The following is a 16934-nucleotide window of genomic DNA, read 5'->3' as shown; positions in this document are numbered from 1 at the left end:
GGGCGGAGTTGCCCGGCGTGGACATCGTCCACTTGCTGAGGGGAGTAAGACTGTGACGAGCTGGCCGGAGCTCATGGATCCCGATTTGCGGGGCTACATCGAAGAGCGACAGGCGACCGCCCTGCGGACCTACGAAAACGATCCCGACCTGCTGCTGGAGCACGTCAGGCAGGAAGACAGCTTCCGCACCGGCGGCTACGGCACTCGGCAGATCAGCGAGCTGCTGCAGAATGCGGTCGATGCCATCGGGAGTACGGGCACAACCGGAACGGTGGAGTTCCGCATCGCCGATGGGGCGCTCTACTGCGCGAACGAGGGGGCAGGATTCACGCGGGACGGCGTCCGTGCGGTCACCTACGCCTTCCTCAGCACGAAGCGCGGCGAGGAGATCGGCCGATTCGGTCTCGGGTTCAAGTCGATCCTCGGCATCACCGACCACCCGCAGATCTACAGTCGCGCGGTGAGCTTCGAGTTCAACGCTCCCGACACGGCCGAGCTGTTCGCCGGCATCCCGACGGAGGGTGGTCGTCTTCCGCTCCTCCGCATCCCGACGGTCGCCCACCCCGTGCGCGCGGCGGCCGAAGATCCGAACCTCGCCGAGCTGATGTCGTGGGCGACGACTGTCATCAAGCTCCCCCTCACCCGTGAGGGTGAGCGACTCCGCAAGGAGCTCGAAACCTTCGAGGTTGAGTCGTTGCTGTTCTTCAAGCCGCTCGACCGGCTGCGGATCACGATCCAAGGGGCGCCGGGAGCCGGGCCGGTCTCCCGTGATCTTCTGCGAGCGGGTCACCCGGACGCCGGTGAGGTGCGCCTCATCGTTCCAGGATCGGAGCCCGTCCGCTGGCTCTACGCAGAGCGGTCGTACGAACCGACGATCGACGTGGCCTCGACCTTGCCCGAGACGTCGCGTCGGGCATCCATGACCGTGTCCTATGCCGTGCGCCCGGAGGGCCGTGCCGGTGTGGGCCGACTGTGGGCGTGGTTCCCCCTGATCGACGAGACGACGGCAAGGGGTATCTTCAACGCGCCGTGGCAGGTGAACGACGACCGCACGTCCCTCGTCCCTGGGTCACTCTTGAACCAGGCGATGCTCGGTGTCGCCGCCGACCTGTTCCTCGATGTCGTCACACGCGCAGCGACTCCGGCGGATCCCGCTGCGCATCTGGATCTGTTCCCCGCCCGCGGACGTGAGCTGCGCAGCAATGCCGACAGGTTCCTGTCGCAGGCAATCCCCGAGCGTGCAGCGAAGCGTCCGATGATCCCGGACACGACCGGCGAGTTGAAGATCCCAGCGTACTTCGAGCGCGTTCCCGATCTGCAGAAGGCCCCCATCACGCCGTCGGCCGCGCGCGCGTGGCAGGAACGCGCGCCACGCAAGACGATGCCGCATTGGCAGTGCTTCACGACGCCCACCCGCCGCCTTCGGCTGCGCACGCTGCTCGGTGGAACCGATGAGGAGCGCTCGTCGCGGGAGAGCGGCGTGGCAGCGTGGCTCGAAGAGCTGGCCCACGCCGGCGCCGTCGAAGACGTCGAGGCCGCGATCTCCATCGCCGCGGCACTGGCGCCCGTGTCTGCTGAGATGAAGAGCGTGGTCGGTCCCGCGCCCATCGTGCCGCTCGAAGGCGGGGGCTGGGCACGGGTGGATGCATCGACTTCGGTGCTTCTGCCACTGGACGGCGCCGATGTGCCGCACGGGGTGCGGACGGTACGAGCGGACATCGCGGCCTTCGGCACGGTGGCGGACGACTTGCGCTTGCTGGGGTTCCGCGTCGTCTCGGCTGACGAGACGGCATCAGCGTTGGCGTACGGTGCGTCCGATCGTTGGGGGCACGACGAGTGGGGGAGATTTTGGGGCGTCCTCGGGAGTGCGACTCCGGCGGTGGCGTCGGAGGCGATTCGCCGGGTTCGTGAGCGTGGGGTTGACATCCTCGTCCCGACCGTGGCCGGCGGTTGGCGCCCTGCGCGCGAGATCCTCGCCGATCCGGGATTCGCGAGGGCTGTGCCCGCGCGCCACTTCGACGACGCCAGGGTGCCCAGTGTCGCGCTCGTGAGGGCCGCGGGAGCCGTCGACACCCCGATCGGCGACTACCCGCTCGACCGGGATTCGCTGAGGCCGCACTATGTGTCAGCGGTGGAGAAGATGGCACGCGCTCATCTCCAGCGCTCGGGCTTCAGTGACGCGCGCGTCGTCGTACCTGACGGCGACGGAGTGGGGCCTCTCGACGTCCTTGCCGACGACCTCACCGACGAGGAGCGGGTCTTCTGGACGCGCGGTGTACTCCGGTTCATGGCGAGCCGCGAGATCACGCTGAGGGTCCGAGTCGCACCGGGGAAAGTCGCCGAGATTCCGGCATCCAGCTTCGAGTGGTGGACCGTTCGCAACTACGGCCGCGTTCTCACCACCCGGGGGGTGGTGCGGCCCATGGAGGCGGTGTCGTCCCGACTTCATGTGTTCGGTGCGTTCTTGCCCGTAGTGGCCGACGCGGAGTTCAGCGTCACGCTGGGGCTGCCCAGTCAGCTCGATGCGGTTCCCGCTCAACACCTAAATGCCTTCTTGGCCACGGAGGGATACGGCGTGTCCGACGCGAAGGCATTCGCGGAGCTCGTCCGCGTGTGCGCATCGCGCTCCGACGTCGCCATCCCGGACACCATCCCTGCCGTTTCCAAGGGCGTGGTGACGCTCACACCGCGACGTGAAGTCGCGGTGACGATGAAAACGAGCGATGTTGCGGCGCTCGACGAAGCGTCGGTCGCGTACATCCCGACGGACGGTGACTTCGGCGAACTCGTCTCGAAGTGGGAGCTGCTCACCGCGGGTGATGCACTGCAGCAGTCACTCGAAGTCATCGGCGTCGGCGAATCCACGCCGGTGCTCGACATTTACCCCAGTCTGCAGGGACGCGTGACGGCGCGCCTCAACAAGCAGAAGATCGCGCGGGCCGAGTCCATCTTCCGCGTACTGCAGAGTATCCACGGCGTGTCCAAACGCCGCCTCGTCGCGGCGAAGCAGGACGGTGTCGTGATCGTCGATTCGTCTCTGGACTCGGAGCAGACGCTCGAACAACTCGCGCGCGCGCTGGATCTGGGGCTCACCGCCGGTGATGTCAAGGGCGTGCTCCGCGACGACGAAGACGCGCGACGGAGCGAACTGATCGAGCGCGCGCAGGTGGCGCGCAACAACGAGTCTCGTCTGCTCATCCTCGTCGGAGCTGAGGTCCTCCGGCAGCGTCTGCCGAACGGACTGCTTGCGGCCGTGGAGTCCCGCACCGGGATCCTCGGCGATCGGGAAGTCGCCGAACTGTTCCTACAGGTCCATGGGCAGGACGCCGTGCGCGCTTTGCGGGAGGACCTGACCCGAGTAGGTGTTCCCGTCCCTCGCCAGTGGGACGGTTCGCCCGCTGCGCAAAGCGCGGTCAAGCTCCTCGGGTTCGACACATCTTTCGCGGGTGCACGCGAATCGCACCCGCCCTCGGTCACCCAGGTGCAGGGGCAGATCTTCCTCAACGAGTTGCACGACTTCCAGGCCGCGCTCGCAGAGCAGATCACCGAGCTCGCCACCACCGCTGATCCTGCGAGGAAAAGGGGACTCCTCTACTTGCCCACGGGTGCCGGGAAGACCAGAGTCACCGTCGAGGCGCTGCTCAGGCTCATGAAGATCGGTGCTGTGGAGTCGCCGCTCCTCTGGATCGCCCAGAGTGAGGAACTCTGCGAGCAGGCGATCACGGCCTTCACCGAGGTCTGGCGGTGGATCGGAGATGAGCGCCCGCTCGACATCAGTCGCTTCTGGTCAGGTCACGAGCTCGATGAGTCGAACGAAGAGTTGCAGATCGTCGTCGCCATCGACGCGACGCTGCTCAGTCGGCTCGGCGAACCGCAATACGCGTGGCTGACTCGCCCGGGCATGGTCGTCATCGATGAGGCACACACCGCGGGGACGAAGACGTATACCGACATCCTACGCAACCTCGGACTCACCGCGGCGCGCACCGACCGGCCTCTGTTGGGGTTGACGGCGACTCCGTTCCGGGGCCGCAATGAGGAGCTCAATCGACGGTTCGTGGAGCGGTTCGGGTCGAACCGGCTCGAGGCGCTGGACCCGGAGGATCCCATCGGCGAATTGAGGGATCGTGCCGTGCTCTCGGAAGTCGACTACGACATCCTCAGGGGCGTGTCGGTGTCGGTGTCTGATCAGGATGCCGAGTTCCGACAGATGAAGGAAGTCACGAAGAACATGCTGACCTTGATCGGTCAGGACATGGGCCGCACTCAAACCGTCGTCGACCACATCACGTCGCTCCTCCAGGAGAACCCTGACTGGCCGGTCCTCGTCTTCGCGGCATCCGTCGCCTCCGCACACACCATTGCGGCGCTCTTGCGTCTGCAGGATGTACGGGCCGACTCGGTGGACGGCGGTGTGCGGAAGCATCAACGGCGACGCGTGGTCGAGCGCTTCAAGACGGGGGAGTCGCAGGTGCTCGTCAACTGCGACCTGCTCACACAGGGGTTCGATGCGCCCAAGGTGCGTGCGCTGTACATCGCCCGACCGACGTTCAGTCCGAACCGATATCTGCAGATGGTGGGGCGTGGTCTACGCGGGCCGGCGAACGGCGGAACGGAAAGGTGCCTGGTCGTGAACGTCGAGGACACCTTCGAGCAGTTCGGCGAGCAGCTCGCCTACAACGAATTCGACTATCTCTGGAGCAAGAAATGACCGACACCACCGACACCAACGAGGTCGAACCCGTTCAGCCGATCTGCGACCCGCGCGCGGGCCGCGACGCCGTCATCGCCGAGGTGAGGCGACGCTGGCTGGGCCCCCTGGGTGGTGACGGCGAACTGCTTGAGCGGAACCCGGTCTACGCGTACCTGGTGGGAACGCTGTACCCGATCGAGGTCGGGGTGGCGCCTGCATCCGTGGTTGAGGACGTCGAGACCCTTGACGCTGACGAAGCGGTTGTCGAGATCGACGTCCCGATAGATGACGACGGGGCGCTCGATGTCAGCGCGACTGAGGTGGAGGAAGACCTCGGTATCAACATCACGGGTGCATTCGGCTGGGCACCTCAGTCCATGGGGGTGTCGTTCGTCCACTCGGGAGATGTCATCGCGGTTGACCTCCGTGCAGGTGTGTACGCGAAGGTGGGCGGCGACGAAGATCACTGGCAACGTCGGCAGCTGGCCGACCGCGAGATGGTCGACATCACGTCAAGCGGCAAACGCGAGGTACTCGACGGGCGTGCGCGCCTCTCGTGGCGGTCTCGTCACCACGCGGGCAAGCGTCTCACGACGGTCTCGTTGTCGAACTCCCGTGAGGTCGCGGCGGGCGAGGCGAAGCGGCACACGGACTTGTGTCTTTTCCAGGTCTCGATGTCGTGTACTGACGATGGTGGACTGTCGCCCTACCCGCAGGGTGATGTCTACGCGTCCGCTGAAGACCGCGAACTCGCGTTCCGCTATCGCAACAAGCCGTCGTTCGCGATCGGGCACGGAGTCGCCGTGGACTGGTCCCCGACTGAAGCGCCGACGACAGTCACGACCACGGTCCTCCCTGAAGCTGAGGTCGGTGCCATCCGCGCCAAGGCAGGGGCGGGCGACGTCTACCGGATGCGATGGCTGGCGGACGAGTCGGTCCCCGCCGAGGCCTACGCCGCCGCGCTGGCGCAGGTGGTGGCGGATTACCGCGCCTGGATCGCCGAAGAGCGTCTCGAAGCGCAAAGGACGACAGGTGTGTTCTATGACCTCGCGGCCGACATCGTCGACCGTCAGGAGCGAGCCGCCCGGCGCATGGAGGAGGGGATCGCTCTCCTGGAACGCGAACCCGCTGTCCTGACCGCGTTCCGCATGGCGAACACCGCGATGAGATGGCAGATGCTCCGCCAGGGGCGGTTGGTGGAAGAGGACGTGCGTTACGGTGCACGACTCGACGCCGATCGTGGCGATGACGAACCGCAGTGGCGACCTTTCCAGTTGGCGTTCATCTTGAGCGCCCTCGAGTCGACCGTCGACGAAGACCATGTGGATCGCGAACTCGTGGATCTCATCTGGTTCCCCACCGGCGGTGGCAAGACAGAGGCCTACCTGGGGCTCGCGGCAATCGAGATGATCAGGCGCCGCCTCGTCCGCGGCTATCACGGCGGCGGGCTCGCCGTACTGACCCGCTACACGATGCGGCTCTTGACGGCTCAGCAGTTCCAGCGCGCCGCGACGCTGATCTGCGCCCTGGAGCTCATGAGGGCGGACGACGAGCGGCTCGATGAGACCCCGGCGTTCTCGATCGGGCTCTGGCTCGGGAACACCACCACGCCGGGGACGTACAAGCAGGCGCAGAAAGAACTCGGCATCGTCCGGGGGCAGTCTCGACCGGAGAACCCGTTCCAGCTGCTCGACTGTCCGTGGTGCAGTAATCCGATCTTGCCGCCGCGGCACACTTCCCGGGACGAAGCTTATGGGGTACGGGCCTCTTCCAGCTCCTTCGAGTTCTTCTGCCCCAATGAAGAGTGCCCGTTCCACGACGAACTCCCCGTTCAGGTGGTGGACGAGGGGCTCTACGACAACCCTCCGACCATGCTGGTCGCCACGGTGGACAAGCTGGCCCGCCTCGCGTGGATAAAGCAGGGCGCGAAGCTCTTCGGCACGGGCGGTGTCTCGGATCCGCCGTCTCTTGTCATCCAAGACGAGTTACACCTCCTGTCCGGGCCGCTCGGCACCATCGTCGGGGTCTACGAGGCGGCGATCGGTGCACTTCTGCGATGGCGGGGCACCGCGCCGAAGACCGTGGCCTCCACGGCGACCACCCGCGCGTCGGTGAAACAGGTGCGCGAGCTGATGGCGAAGAAGGTGGAGTCGTTCCCGCCGTCGGGACTGGACGCAGACGACAACTACTTCTCGGAGCCAGATCCCGAGTCGCCCGGCCGCCGCTATCTCGGCATCATGCCCCAGGCGCACACGCCGTCCTGGGCCGTCGGTCAGTTGTCGGCCGAACTCCTGAACGCCCCTCAAGCGGTCAACCTCGCTGGCCCGGCGAAGAACGCGTACTGGACGCTGGTCGTCTACCACAACAGCCTGCGCGAGTTGGGCCGCACCGTCACGATCCTCCGCGACGACGTACCGTCGAACCTCGTCCGTCGTGAGAAATCCGAAGGATCAGCCCGCTCGCTCGGCTCCGACGGCGTCCACGAGCTCAATGGCAACGTCGACTCGGCAGAGCTCATCGCGCTCCTGCAGCGTCTCGAGAAGGGGCCCGACGACCCTCAAGTGCTCGATGCCCTCGCGACGACCAACATCATGTCCGTCGGCATCGACGTGAGCCGGTTGGGTGTGATGCTTCTGAACGGCCACACCAAGACGACGTCAGAATACATCCAGGCGACTTCCCGAGTCGGCCGTGGAAAGACACCCGGGCTCGTCGTCACGATGTTCCGCTCGGGCAAGCCCCGCGACCGGTCGGTCTTCGAGTCGTTCGGCTCCTACCATCAGGCCTACTACCGGTTCGTCGAACCGTCCAGCGTCGCCCCGTGGTCGCTTCAGGCGCGACGGCGGGCGCTCCGCGCCGCGCTCGTGATCCTCGTGCGACACGGCGCGAATCTGTCCGACAACAGCGACGCGTCGCTGTTCGACCCTGATTCGGCAGGTGTCAAGAAGGCCGTGGAGCTGCTCAAGGCCCATGTCGCGTATGCCGACGAACGGGAGAAGGATGCCGTGGCACAAGAGATCGATGATGCGGTGCTCGACTGGGTGGATGCGCGAAACCGTGTTCAACAGGAGGGCAAGAAGCTGCTCTACCAGTCGCGTGATCAGGACGAGCGTCTGATGAGGCAGTTCACCGACCCGGGACGCGGATGGCCGGTGATGAACTCGATGAGGAACGTCGACGAAGTGGTGCGAGTGCGAGCGAACGGAGAGCGTCATGGCTGAGCCGATGGTCAAGACGGTGCGGGCGTCGGAAACGGTCTCGCCATATGGTCCCGGCGCAATCGTGGACATCCTGGGCCAGTCGTTCATGGTGCCGACGGGCGACAGGTGGCCGTCGTCCAAGGTGAGGCGTCCTGTGCACTCGGATCGCCTCGCCGAGGCCCTGGGTGTCGACGACCTTTGGGCGGCGCCGACCACTCACACGCCCGAGAACCAGAAGACCCCCGGACTCGAGTTCGAGCGGTTCCCTTCATGGTTGTTCTGTCAGGTTTGCCGGCGCATGATCCAGTGGTCGCGCTCGATGGAGACGGGGGGAATCCCGGTCTGCCGGGAGACCGGGTGTGACGGTCGACTCGTGCCGATGCGATTCGTCGCCGTGTGCACAGCCAAGAGTCATATCGCGGACATCCCGTGGGTCGACTGGCTGCACAGGGGCTCAGATGGCGACTGCAAGGCATCCGACAAACTGCGGTTCCAGTCGGCGGAAGGTCGCGCCGAGGGCCTGAGCAGCCTGCAGGTCAGCTGCGAGCGATGTGGCCGTCGGCGATCGCTCGGCGAGCTGCGGAGAGACGTCTTCGCTGTCGAGGGCTTCACGTGCCGTGGGAAGCAGCCTTGGGAACGCGATTGGGGACTGTGCGGCAAGCCGATCGATCCTCAACAACGCGGTGCCACGAGTCTCCACTTTGCCGACACGTTGAGCGCGATCGACATCCCCATCGTCGACAGTCGGGACGAGGTAGACCTCGCGAAGCTGCGCGCGCACGCGTTCTTCGCCGCGTTGCGTGCGGCAACGGACGAATCGCATCGGGCGATGCTGTCCGCTCAGATCGCCCTGGACACCGGCACCCCGGTCGCAGCGGTCTTGGCACACGCGAACCCCCCGGGTGACGGCGGCGTCACCGATATCCGCGCCACCCGCAGCAGCCTGCAGGCGGATGAATACGAAGCCTTCGTCGCCGCCATCTCCGAACGCTCACCGGTTGCGGACTTCCAGACCCGCGCGGTCAAGTTGCGAGCCGATCGCGGTGATGCCGGCGACAAACTCGCGCACCTGATCTCCGACGTGGTCCTCGTGGATCGACTGCGAGATGTGCGAGCCGTCATCGGGTTCCGCCGGTACACGCCCGACGCGGAACTCGTGTCGGCTGTGCCGACGTCTCCTCATGAGCGCAAATGGCTGCCCGCAATCGAGGGGTACGGAGAGGGAGTGTTCCTTCGTTTCTCCGAGCAGGCGGTGAGCGCCTGGGCGGCGCAGGATGTGGTCCAGGGACGGGGCTCGACCGTTCTCGGTCATCAGAACGCATCCATGCTCGGCGGACGCCTGCATGTCGTGTCGCCGGAGTACATGCTGCTCCACACGTTCGCGCACCTCCTCATGCGCGAACTGACATTCGGAAGTGGCTACACCGCTGCCTCGATCCGTGAGCGGATCTACTGCGAATCAGACGGTGACTTCGGCGTCTTCATCTACACGACGTCATCCGACATCGAAGGAACGCTGGGAGGGCTCGTTCGGCAGGGTGAACCCGATCTACTCGTCGAGGCGATCGTTCGCGCTCTGGAGCAGGCGGCGTGGTGCCCGAACGACCCCGTGTGCATCGAGTCGGAGCCGCAGAGTATCGACGGACTGAATCTGGCAGCGTGCCACGCCTGTTGCCTTGCCCCCGAGACGTCGTGCGAGTCACAGAACCTCCTGCTCGACAGGGCGCTGATCGTGGGAAGTGACCGAGTTCGCGGCTACTTCTCGCCCGTGCTCGATGCGTTCCTCGGGCAGCGGATGTCACGACCACTGAAGCCGGAAAAAGATGAAGGATGATGCCGTGAGTGACAAGCCCATTCTGTTGTTCCTGCACGGCGTGGGAACCGGCGACCCGGACGGGCACTGGAAGGTGCGGCTCTCCGAATCGCTGAGGAGCATCGGATACCCCGGGCTCGAGTCGGTGAAGGTCATCGCGCCCCGATACGCCCACGCGCTGAAGAGGGCCGACGAACCTGAGTCCCTTCCGCCCCTCACCGGCAGGCCGCCAACAGGTGATGCAGCGAGACAGAACCGGAGGGAGTTCGAGCGTCGAATCGCAGCGATCGAGTTCCGGCTCGGAAGCCAAGACCGCGGCCCCGGGCTTCTCGGCGGCGACGCCCTCGTCGACTTCGCCGTCGCGGTTCCGTTCTTCGAACAAGCACGCAACTACCTCAAGGATCCGCAGATCCGGGCGCAAGTGCTCAACCGCATCCTGAGCAAGCTTCCCGATCACGGACGGATAGTGCTGGTCGGGCACAGCCTCGGATCCGTCATCGCCGCCGACCTCGTGCGGCGGCTGCCTTCGGGTGTCGAAGTGGTGGGGATGGTGACCGTCGGAAGCCCGTTGGCGAGCGCGAGTTTCGGGGTGGACAAGCTGCGCGAGACCTTGCAGGAGCCGCCGACGAACCTGGCGTGGTGGGTGAGCTTCTGGGACTGGCACGATCCGGTCGCGGCGCGACGAGGAGTTTCGTCCGCATTCCCATGGATGATCGACTTCCAGGTTCGCACCCGCGCGCTCGGTCCGGTCGCCCCTCATCAGGCCGTCGAGTACTTCAGCCACGACGTGGTCGCGGAGGCCGTCGGATTCGCACTGTTCGGTTCTCGATCGAAGGAACTGGCGCCGGTAGAGACCGGCGTGGAGGTCCCGCTCGATACGGCAGAGAGCTTCGCGCTGCTAGCACTGCGCTATGCCCACCTCATCAAGATGAGACTTGAAGGCGACAAGCGGGATCGATACACGGGTGCGCTTCGGAGCGTCCAGGCGATGCTCATCGACGTCCTCAAGGCAAAGCGTGAAGAGTCGGGGCGTCCGCTACCGTCGGCGGTAGCACGGCTGTCGTTCGACCTCTCCGACCCGCGCGCAGTGGCGCTTGAGCCGCTGCCGGCACGCCACCTCTCCAAAGAGGAAGCGGTCGTGCAGCTGACGGTGATCGCTTCCGAGAACGTCATCCTCCCGTTCGAGATCACCGTGCCTCCGGAAACCAGACAGAAAGCGATTGAGGAACTCGCGGCTGAGATGGGTTTGGGCAGCGTGTTCGGAACGGACCTCTTCTCGGCCGCCAAAGCGGCTCAGGAGGCCCTCGGCGGGAGTCGCGGGGTGAACTGGGTCAAGTGGGGTGCCATCGGCGCCGGTGCCGCAGCCGTCGTGGTCGCGACCGGGGGATTGGCGCTGGCCGCCGGCGCAGGATTGGCCGGCGCAGCGGCGATCACCAGCGCTCTTGCCGCCTTCGGACCGGGCGGCATGATCGGTGGTCTGCTTACGGCGGGAACCCTGGTCACGGCCGGTGGTGGCGGTATCGCTTTCGGTCTCGCGAGCCCTGGCACGAGTGCGGCGACTATGGAAGCAGTGGTGTTGCGACAACTGACGGCCGAGATCCTTCGCAAGCGACAGGGACTGGAGTCGGACCCATCAGTGTGGAGGAACCTCGTCGTGATGGAGATGGAACTTCGGCGTGAGCACGAGCGTTTCGATGAGTTCTCGGACGACACCGCCCCGTCGATCAAGGAACTGAAACAGAAGATCACAACGGTCGAACGCGCACTCGCACACATGAAGGCTCTCGGCCTAGAGCCCGGGGGGCCGATCGACGAAGACGCTTCGCCAGCTGAGTCGGCGCGCGACCCCTGGTACCGGCGGGTCGTCCCGAATCGCCCATAAGTCTCGGGTCAACTACGGCTCAATCATGGCCCTTGGCGAACGTCCCTAGCTGTCGCCGAGATAGGCGCGGACGTAGCCGGCGCCAGCCCGAAGTAGATCACCTACGACTGCCGAAGCCGGCGCCATCCACTGCTCTTCCCAGCGCTGGGCCGACTCCAACAACCAGCCGACATCGAAGCTGACCGCGGACCAAGGTCCCATCGGCTCGCCGGTCGGATTGTGGAGGATCGCCATGTCCTCAGCTTGTTCAAGCCATCCGGATGCCGGCAGATGAACTTGACCAGCCTCATCGAAAAGGAGAACGGGCAGATTCCCACGGTGGACGACCCACAGAGGTTCGTGCCAGTAGGCAACGCCACCGAGCCGTTGCGCACTCTCATACTCGCCAACCAGCATGTCCGCATACAGGTCAATCGCAGTCCGCGCGGTCGGAAAGACCTCTGTCAAGTCGTATGCGGAGAACCAGTCCGTCGACGCCAATCCGGCGGGGCGCGCATTCCATCGATACTCATCATTGGCCTCCGGGCCAGCGCCACTCAAGGCGGCGCGGAGCGCGGTCAGAACAGCCAGACGGTGCGTCTCGGCCGGTTCCGTCGTCGGAGCGCCCCAGTAATCGTCCCACTCGACGTAGGGCTCGTCCGAGCTTGTCGATGCGTCAGTCAGCGCGGCGAGGTCTTCCCAGTGGAGAGGCGTGGGTTTGACCGACTGGCCGCCGAGAGTCGGCCCGTCAGGATCATCGAAGTGCAACGCGGCGCCGAACGCGCCGTCGTGGACGGCGAGATGTCCGCCCTTTTCGTCGGGGAACTTCACCCACGTGACCAGGAGCCAGGGTCGTCGTGCCAAGATTGCCAGCGCTTTGTCCCATGCGAACCACTCGTCGAGATCGGAGTTGAGGTCGTAGTCGACGGCGCCGGTCGCGGCCTGGAAGGCCAACCCCAGCCGAGCCGCCCACTCATCGAGCGGGTCCGTGGTGTAGTCCCGCGAGAGCCAATCCACCGCGAGCGGGTCTAGCAGCATCACGAGCTGGGTGGGTACGCCCGCACCATGAAGCCACTTCGAATCTGACCATCCGAGTCCAAGTAGGAGAGCCGCCACGTGCTGTGCGGTTTCAGCGTCTGGATCGAAGCGGTTCGCGAGCTCGCGAGAACCGATTCGGGCGATCCGCGGTTCCGGTTGCCAAGGTCCGGGATCCACGTCCATCATCAGACCACGCACTGCATCGGCGCGGGCGATGAGTTCGCGCTTCCTTGCTGGTGTCAACGAGCTGACGGGCCACTCTGTCGTGGCGCCGTGGTTGTCATCGGCTTCCATGCCCACCTCCAAACGGCGGCTAGCGCCACGTCGCCGGACCACCGCCTCGCACGATCCCCCGATCAGCGTACAAGTGCGTGACGTAGCGCGCCGGATCTGGCCAGTTCAGCTTCTCGAGGTGCGCGCCGGTCGGACTTGCACTGTCCCGGCGAGGCGACGACTACCTGAACGGTGGCGGCTCTTCTACAGAGTTTCCCGCGGCCGGGAGGAATGTCCAATGCATGCGATCACCAACTCGAATCTGTTCATCACCGACGGGAAGGTTCCGATGTTGGCGGGCTGATTCCAGCATTTCACCGAACCAGCCCGCATACATCCAGTCCCTCGCGCGGCCGACGCGAGCGGGATCTGGAAAAGCCTGGAGTACGTGGTCTGCGAGCTCGTCTGTGGTGCACGTAGCATCGACGAGCATTCCGCCCACGTCATAGCGTGCTGCGGTTGTGTAGGCATAGGCGGCGCCTTCCGCCCGGGGCCATTGAACCCCGAAATCGTCGAATCGGGCAGTGTCGACATCGATCACGCGTGTACGCCATGCCATGCCACTGCCTGCGATGTTCGGGTAGATCCGTAACCGCTGGTGTCCACGGCGGTGCAGCACCGCCACGGACTCCAAGACGAGCATCGCGATCTCCCAATGGTCCATGGCCCGCGTTACCGGCGCGACCACGCGTGGCTCTTCCATGGGGGACTCCGCATAGAGGTAGAACCCCCGGATGCGCTGTGGTCGTCGGCCGGGGACGAGACGACGGACGACGTCCTCCGTGCTCCGGACAAGTGAGTAGACCCCGCCAGCAGACGCAACGCCTCTGAGGTACGCGGTCACGCCCTCCAGCGTTGTGTCCGGAGATAGTCGGCAATTAGTTTGTCCGACTTGAACCACCAGGTCCGTGAGGGATCCCCATCCCGTTCTCGCCGTAGGGTCACCGTCCAGTCGTGATTTGAGGGCTTCGTTGAACTCTTCGACACCCATGACCCCTGACGATTGGTGTAGCGGCGAATGGTCGCCAGAATCCTTCGGCCACGCTTTCCAGTCCATGTCCACTCCTCGGCTTTGATCGAGCACTGCTAATCCTGCCGTGATGAGCTTCGTCGATGGTCCTCATTTGCAGGACATCACAACCCCATTCAGGTCGCGATCGTAAAGTGCGATCGGAGTGCAATGCACGCAGGCGCCAACGGTGGGCGACACCCTTTGAAACCGCTTTGATGCATTGACCCGCAACGCGTAAAAATCCCTGGATAACGTTAAAAACCCGGCCTACTCTGGCGCCATGCGCGGAGGCCTGGAGAGATGGAAGAGGGGCGTCGAGTCGCGTGGCGTCCGGCAGGCGATCGCGTATGCATTTGAGGGAACCTGCGACGCCCACCTGCACCACCCGACCGGCGTCGAGGCGCTCGAGGCCTACGGCGCGGCATCCGATTCGACCGTCTCTCGTTTCATCGTCGAGAACGGCGTCATCACCTCCGACGGGCTCACGGCCAGCGGCCTTCGCGTCTGGCTCGCCGGGCATGACCCCATTACGGGGGAGGAGCGCGGCCACCAGCGACTGAGCCCCGACGCCGACCTGCTGCTCGACGGGACGCTCAATCACCCGAAGTCCTACAGCATCGCGGCGCTGCTGCATCCGGAACTCGCTGCGGAGTTCGAAGCGCTGCAAGACCGGCTGCGTGAGCGCATCCTGCTCACCTGGCAGACCGAGCTCAACGCGCGGCGCGGGCATGGCGGGCTCATCCGCGAAGAGATCACCCGCATCGAGGTCGTCGAGCTGCATCATCGTCGCTCCCGCGCGCTCGATCCACACATTCACCGCCACCTCTGGTTGAACATCAAGGTGCTTGGAGCGGACGGCAAGTGGTCGAACCTCGACTCGCGCGTCGCGATGAAGCTGCATACCGTCGTCACCGCCGAGGGCGAGCTCGCCGCACGCACAGACCCCCCATGGATTGCCGCACTTGCGCGCCACGGGTACACGATCGACGACTCCGGCGAAATCGCCGAACTCGCGGGCGCCGTCCGGCCTCTCTCGCGTCGGTCGGCGCAGATCGAGGCCAACCGCGCACGCCTGATCGCCGAGTGGTCGACGGCGCACGGGGGATCGGCACCCAGCGTTGACGTGCTGCAGCAGATCGACCGGCGCGCGTGGGCAGTGGCGCGACCGAACAAGCCGGCTGACCTCGACGAGATGTCGTGGGAGTCGCGCGTCCGTGACGAGATCGCGGCGGTGGACCCGAGACTTCTCGGCGTGCGATCACCCGTCGCGGTCGTTGCGATGGAACTAAGCGAGCTCGATCTCGATCTCCTCGCTGCCGTGACGATCGTCGACGCGGACGAACGGTCGACGTCATCCGGAGGGCGCTTCAGCCGCTTCGACATCCGCGCCGGCGCATTGCGCGCGCTCTCTCGCACGGGCATCGTCGCGCCGCGCGATCAGCTCGACGACATTGTCGCGGAGATCACTGCGCGCGCAACAAAGTTTGTCGTGCGCCTGGTTGCACCAGGTGCGCCACCGCACGTAGAGGCATTCATGGCGACCGAGACCGTGCGCGCCAAGACGCGCCTCGGCGGTCGGCTCGATGCACTCGCCGTGCCCGGGCGATCGTTGTTGCCCGGCGAGCTGCGACGCCTTGCATCGCACGAGGACGTTGCGATTCTGGATGCTTCGCAGAACGTTGCCGCGTGCGCCATCGCCGGAACGGACGGGCTCGTGACGGTGACCGGCCCGGCTGGCACAGGAAAGACAACGATGCTGCGGGCAGCGGTCCAGGCCCTCACCGCGCAGAGGCGGCGAACGGTGGTGGTCGCCCCGACGCGCAAGGCAGCTTCGGTGGCGGTTCAAGAGATCGGGGCTGCGGCGGCCAGCATCCATGCGCTGCTTCTCGATCATGGCTACCGATGGAGCACGGATGAAGCCGGGGGAAAGGTGTGGACGCGCCTCGCCCTGGGCGATGTCGACCCCGTGATGGGTGGCACCTACGGCGGCCCTGCGCACTGGGCTCTTCACGCTCGCGACCGCATTGTCGTCGATGAAGCCGGCATGCTCGATCTAGAGACCGCGAACGTCCTCATCGAACTTGCGCTCGAGCACAGCGTCGGGCTCGCATTCGTCGGCGACACACACCAGGCGTTGCCGGTCGGGCATGCTGGGGCGATGGCATCCGCCATCCGGCATGCCAACGCGTCCGTCGAACTCGACACCGTGCACCGGTTCGTCGATCCCAGGTACGCGGCGCTCACACTGCGCCTGCGCGACGCGGGCGATAGCGAGCACGCTCTGGCCGTGGCCGGCGAGCTCGCTGAGCGCGGCCACATCGAGCGGGTCGACCACCATGACGCGGCGCGCGAGCGGATGATCGACGCGTACTTCTACTGGCACGCGCGCGGCAAGCGGGTCACGCTCGTGTCGGGGACCAACGCCGAGGCGGATGCCATCAACGATGCCATCCAACAGCGCAGAGTCGATCGGGGCCAGCTCGACCCCGGCGTCGTCGCGTGGGGGATGGGGAAACAGCGCATCCTGGTCGGCGACGAGGTGCAGACCCGTCGCAACGATCGGGTCACCGGCGTCGAGAACCGCGCGCAGTGGGTCGTGCGCGGCGTCTACGACGACTTCGTCTCCCTCGTGTCAGTCGGCGACAGTGGTGAGCTGCGGCACATTCCGCACGACTATGCGCGCGAGCACCTACAGCTTGCCTATGCATCGACCGTGCACGGAGTGCAGGGTGACACCGCAGACGCATCAGTTGTCGGGCCGGACGTTGATGCTGCGGGGCTGTACGTCGGGCTCACCCGCGGGCGGCTTGACAACATCGCGATCGTTATCGCGGGTTCGGATGCCGCTGCCCGTGAGCGGGTAGCCGAGTCGATGCAGCGCGGTACGCCGGAACTAACGATGCAGGATGCTGCGCGCGCGGCGGAGGCGGAGGTCCGGCGCGCGGCGCCGAACCGAGAAGCGCGGGTCTGGGGACGGCCGAGTGTCGGGGCGCCGACCCGGGGGAGTGGAATCGGGATATAGGGCTTCAATTAGGGCACGGCGA

7 protein-coding genes are annotated in these 16934 nt (G+C 65.7%); 5 read left to right on the top strand and 2 right to left on the bottom strand.

All coding sequences use genetic code 11. From position 1 onward, the window contains the following. The first annotated feature begins 52 nt into the window (after positions 1 to 52). From ABD197_RS12315 to ABD197_RS12300, 4 genes are read left to right on the top strand one after another with little or no spacing between them, the layout of a single operon-like run. Positions 53 to 4711 carry a DEAD/DEAH box helicase gene (locus tag ABD197_RS12315; RefSeq protein ID WP_344054940.1) on the top strand — a complete coding sequence of 1553 codons (4659 nt, stop codon included), beginning with the start codon at positions 53 to 55 and terminating at the stop codon, positions 4709 to 4711. Continuing rightward, complete coding sequence (locus ABD197_RS12310; protein ID WP_344054937.1) at positions 4708 to 7914, top strand: helicase; 3207 nt, start codon at positions 4708 to 4710, stop codon at positions 7912 to 7914. The genes ABD197_RS12315 and ABD197_RS12310 overlap by 4 nt, the downstream gene beginning before the upstream one ends. Further along, entirely contained in the window at positions 7907 to 9727 is a 1821-nt protein-coding gene (gene drmB, locus ABD197_RS12305) for a DrmB family protein (protein WP_344054935.1), read from the top strand. Before ABD197_RS12310 ends, drmB begins: the two co-directional genes overlap by 8 nt. A 4-nt stretch (positions 9728 to 9731) precedes the next feature. After that, positions 9732 to 11588, top strand: a complete 1857-nt coding sequence (locus ABD197_RS12300; protein WP_344054933.1) for an alpha/beta hydrolase family protein — start codon at positions 9732 to 9734, stop codon at positions 11586 to 11588. 45 nt (positions 11589 to 11633) lie between these two features. Here the strand turns inward: ABD197_RS12300 and ABD197_RS12295 are convergent, their stop codons facing one another. Beyond that, positions 11634 to 12899: a hypothetical protein gene (locus ABD197_RS12295; RefSeq protein ID WP_344054931.1), complete on the bottom strand. Its 1266-nt coding sequence runs from the start codon at positions 12897 to 12899 to the stop codon at positions 11634 to 11636. 160 nt (positions 12900 to 13059) lie between these two features. After that, positions 13060 to 13581: a hypothetical protein gene (locus tag ABD197_RS12290; protein WP_344054929.1), complete on the bottom strand. Its 522-nt coding sequence runs from the start codon at positions 13579 to 13581 to the stop codon at positions 13060 to 13062. A gap of 589 nt (positions 13582 to 14170) precedes the next feature. Between ABD197_RS12290 and ABD197_RS12285 the strand changes: the two genes are divergently transcribed. Beyond that, complete coding sequence (locus ABD197_RS12285) at positions 14171 to 16912, top strand: AAA family ATPase (protein ID WP_344054927.1); 2742 nt, start codon at positions 14171 to 14173, stop codon at positions 16910 to 16912. Positions 16913 to 16934: the final 22 nt, after the last annotated feature.

This window comes from Microbacterium lacus, from assembly GCF_039531105.1.
GTDB classification, from domain to species: Bacteria; Actinomycetota; Actinomycetes; order Actinomycetales; family Microbacteriaceae; genus Microbacterium; species Microbacterium lacus.
This window is presented reverse-complemented; position numbering and strand designations above follow the sequence as displayed.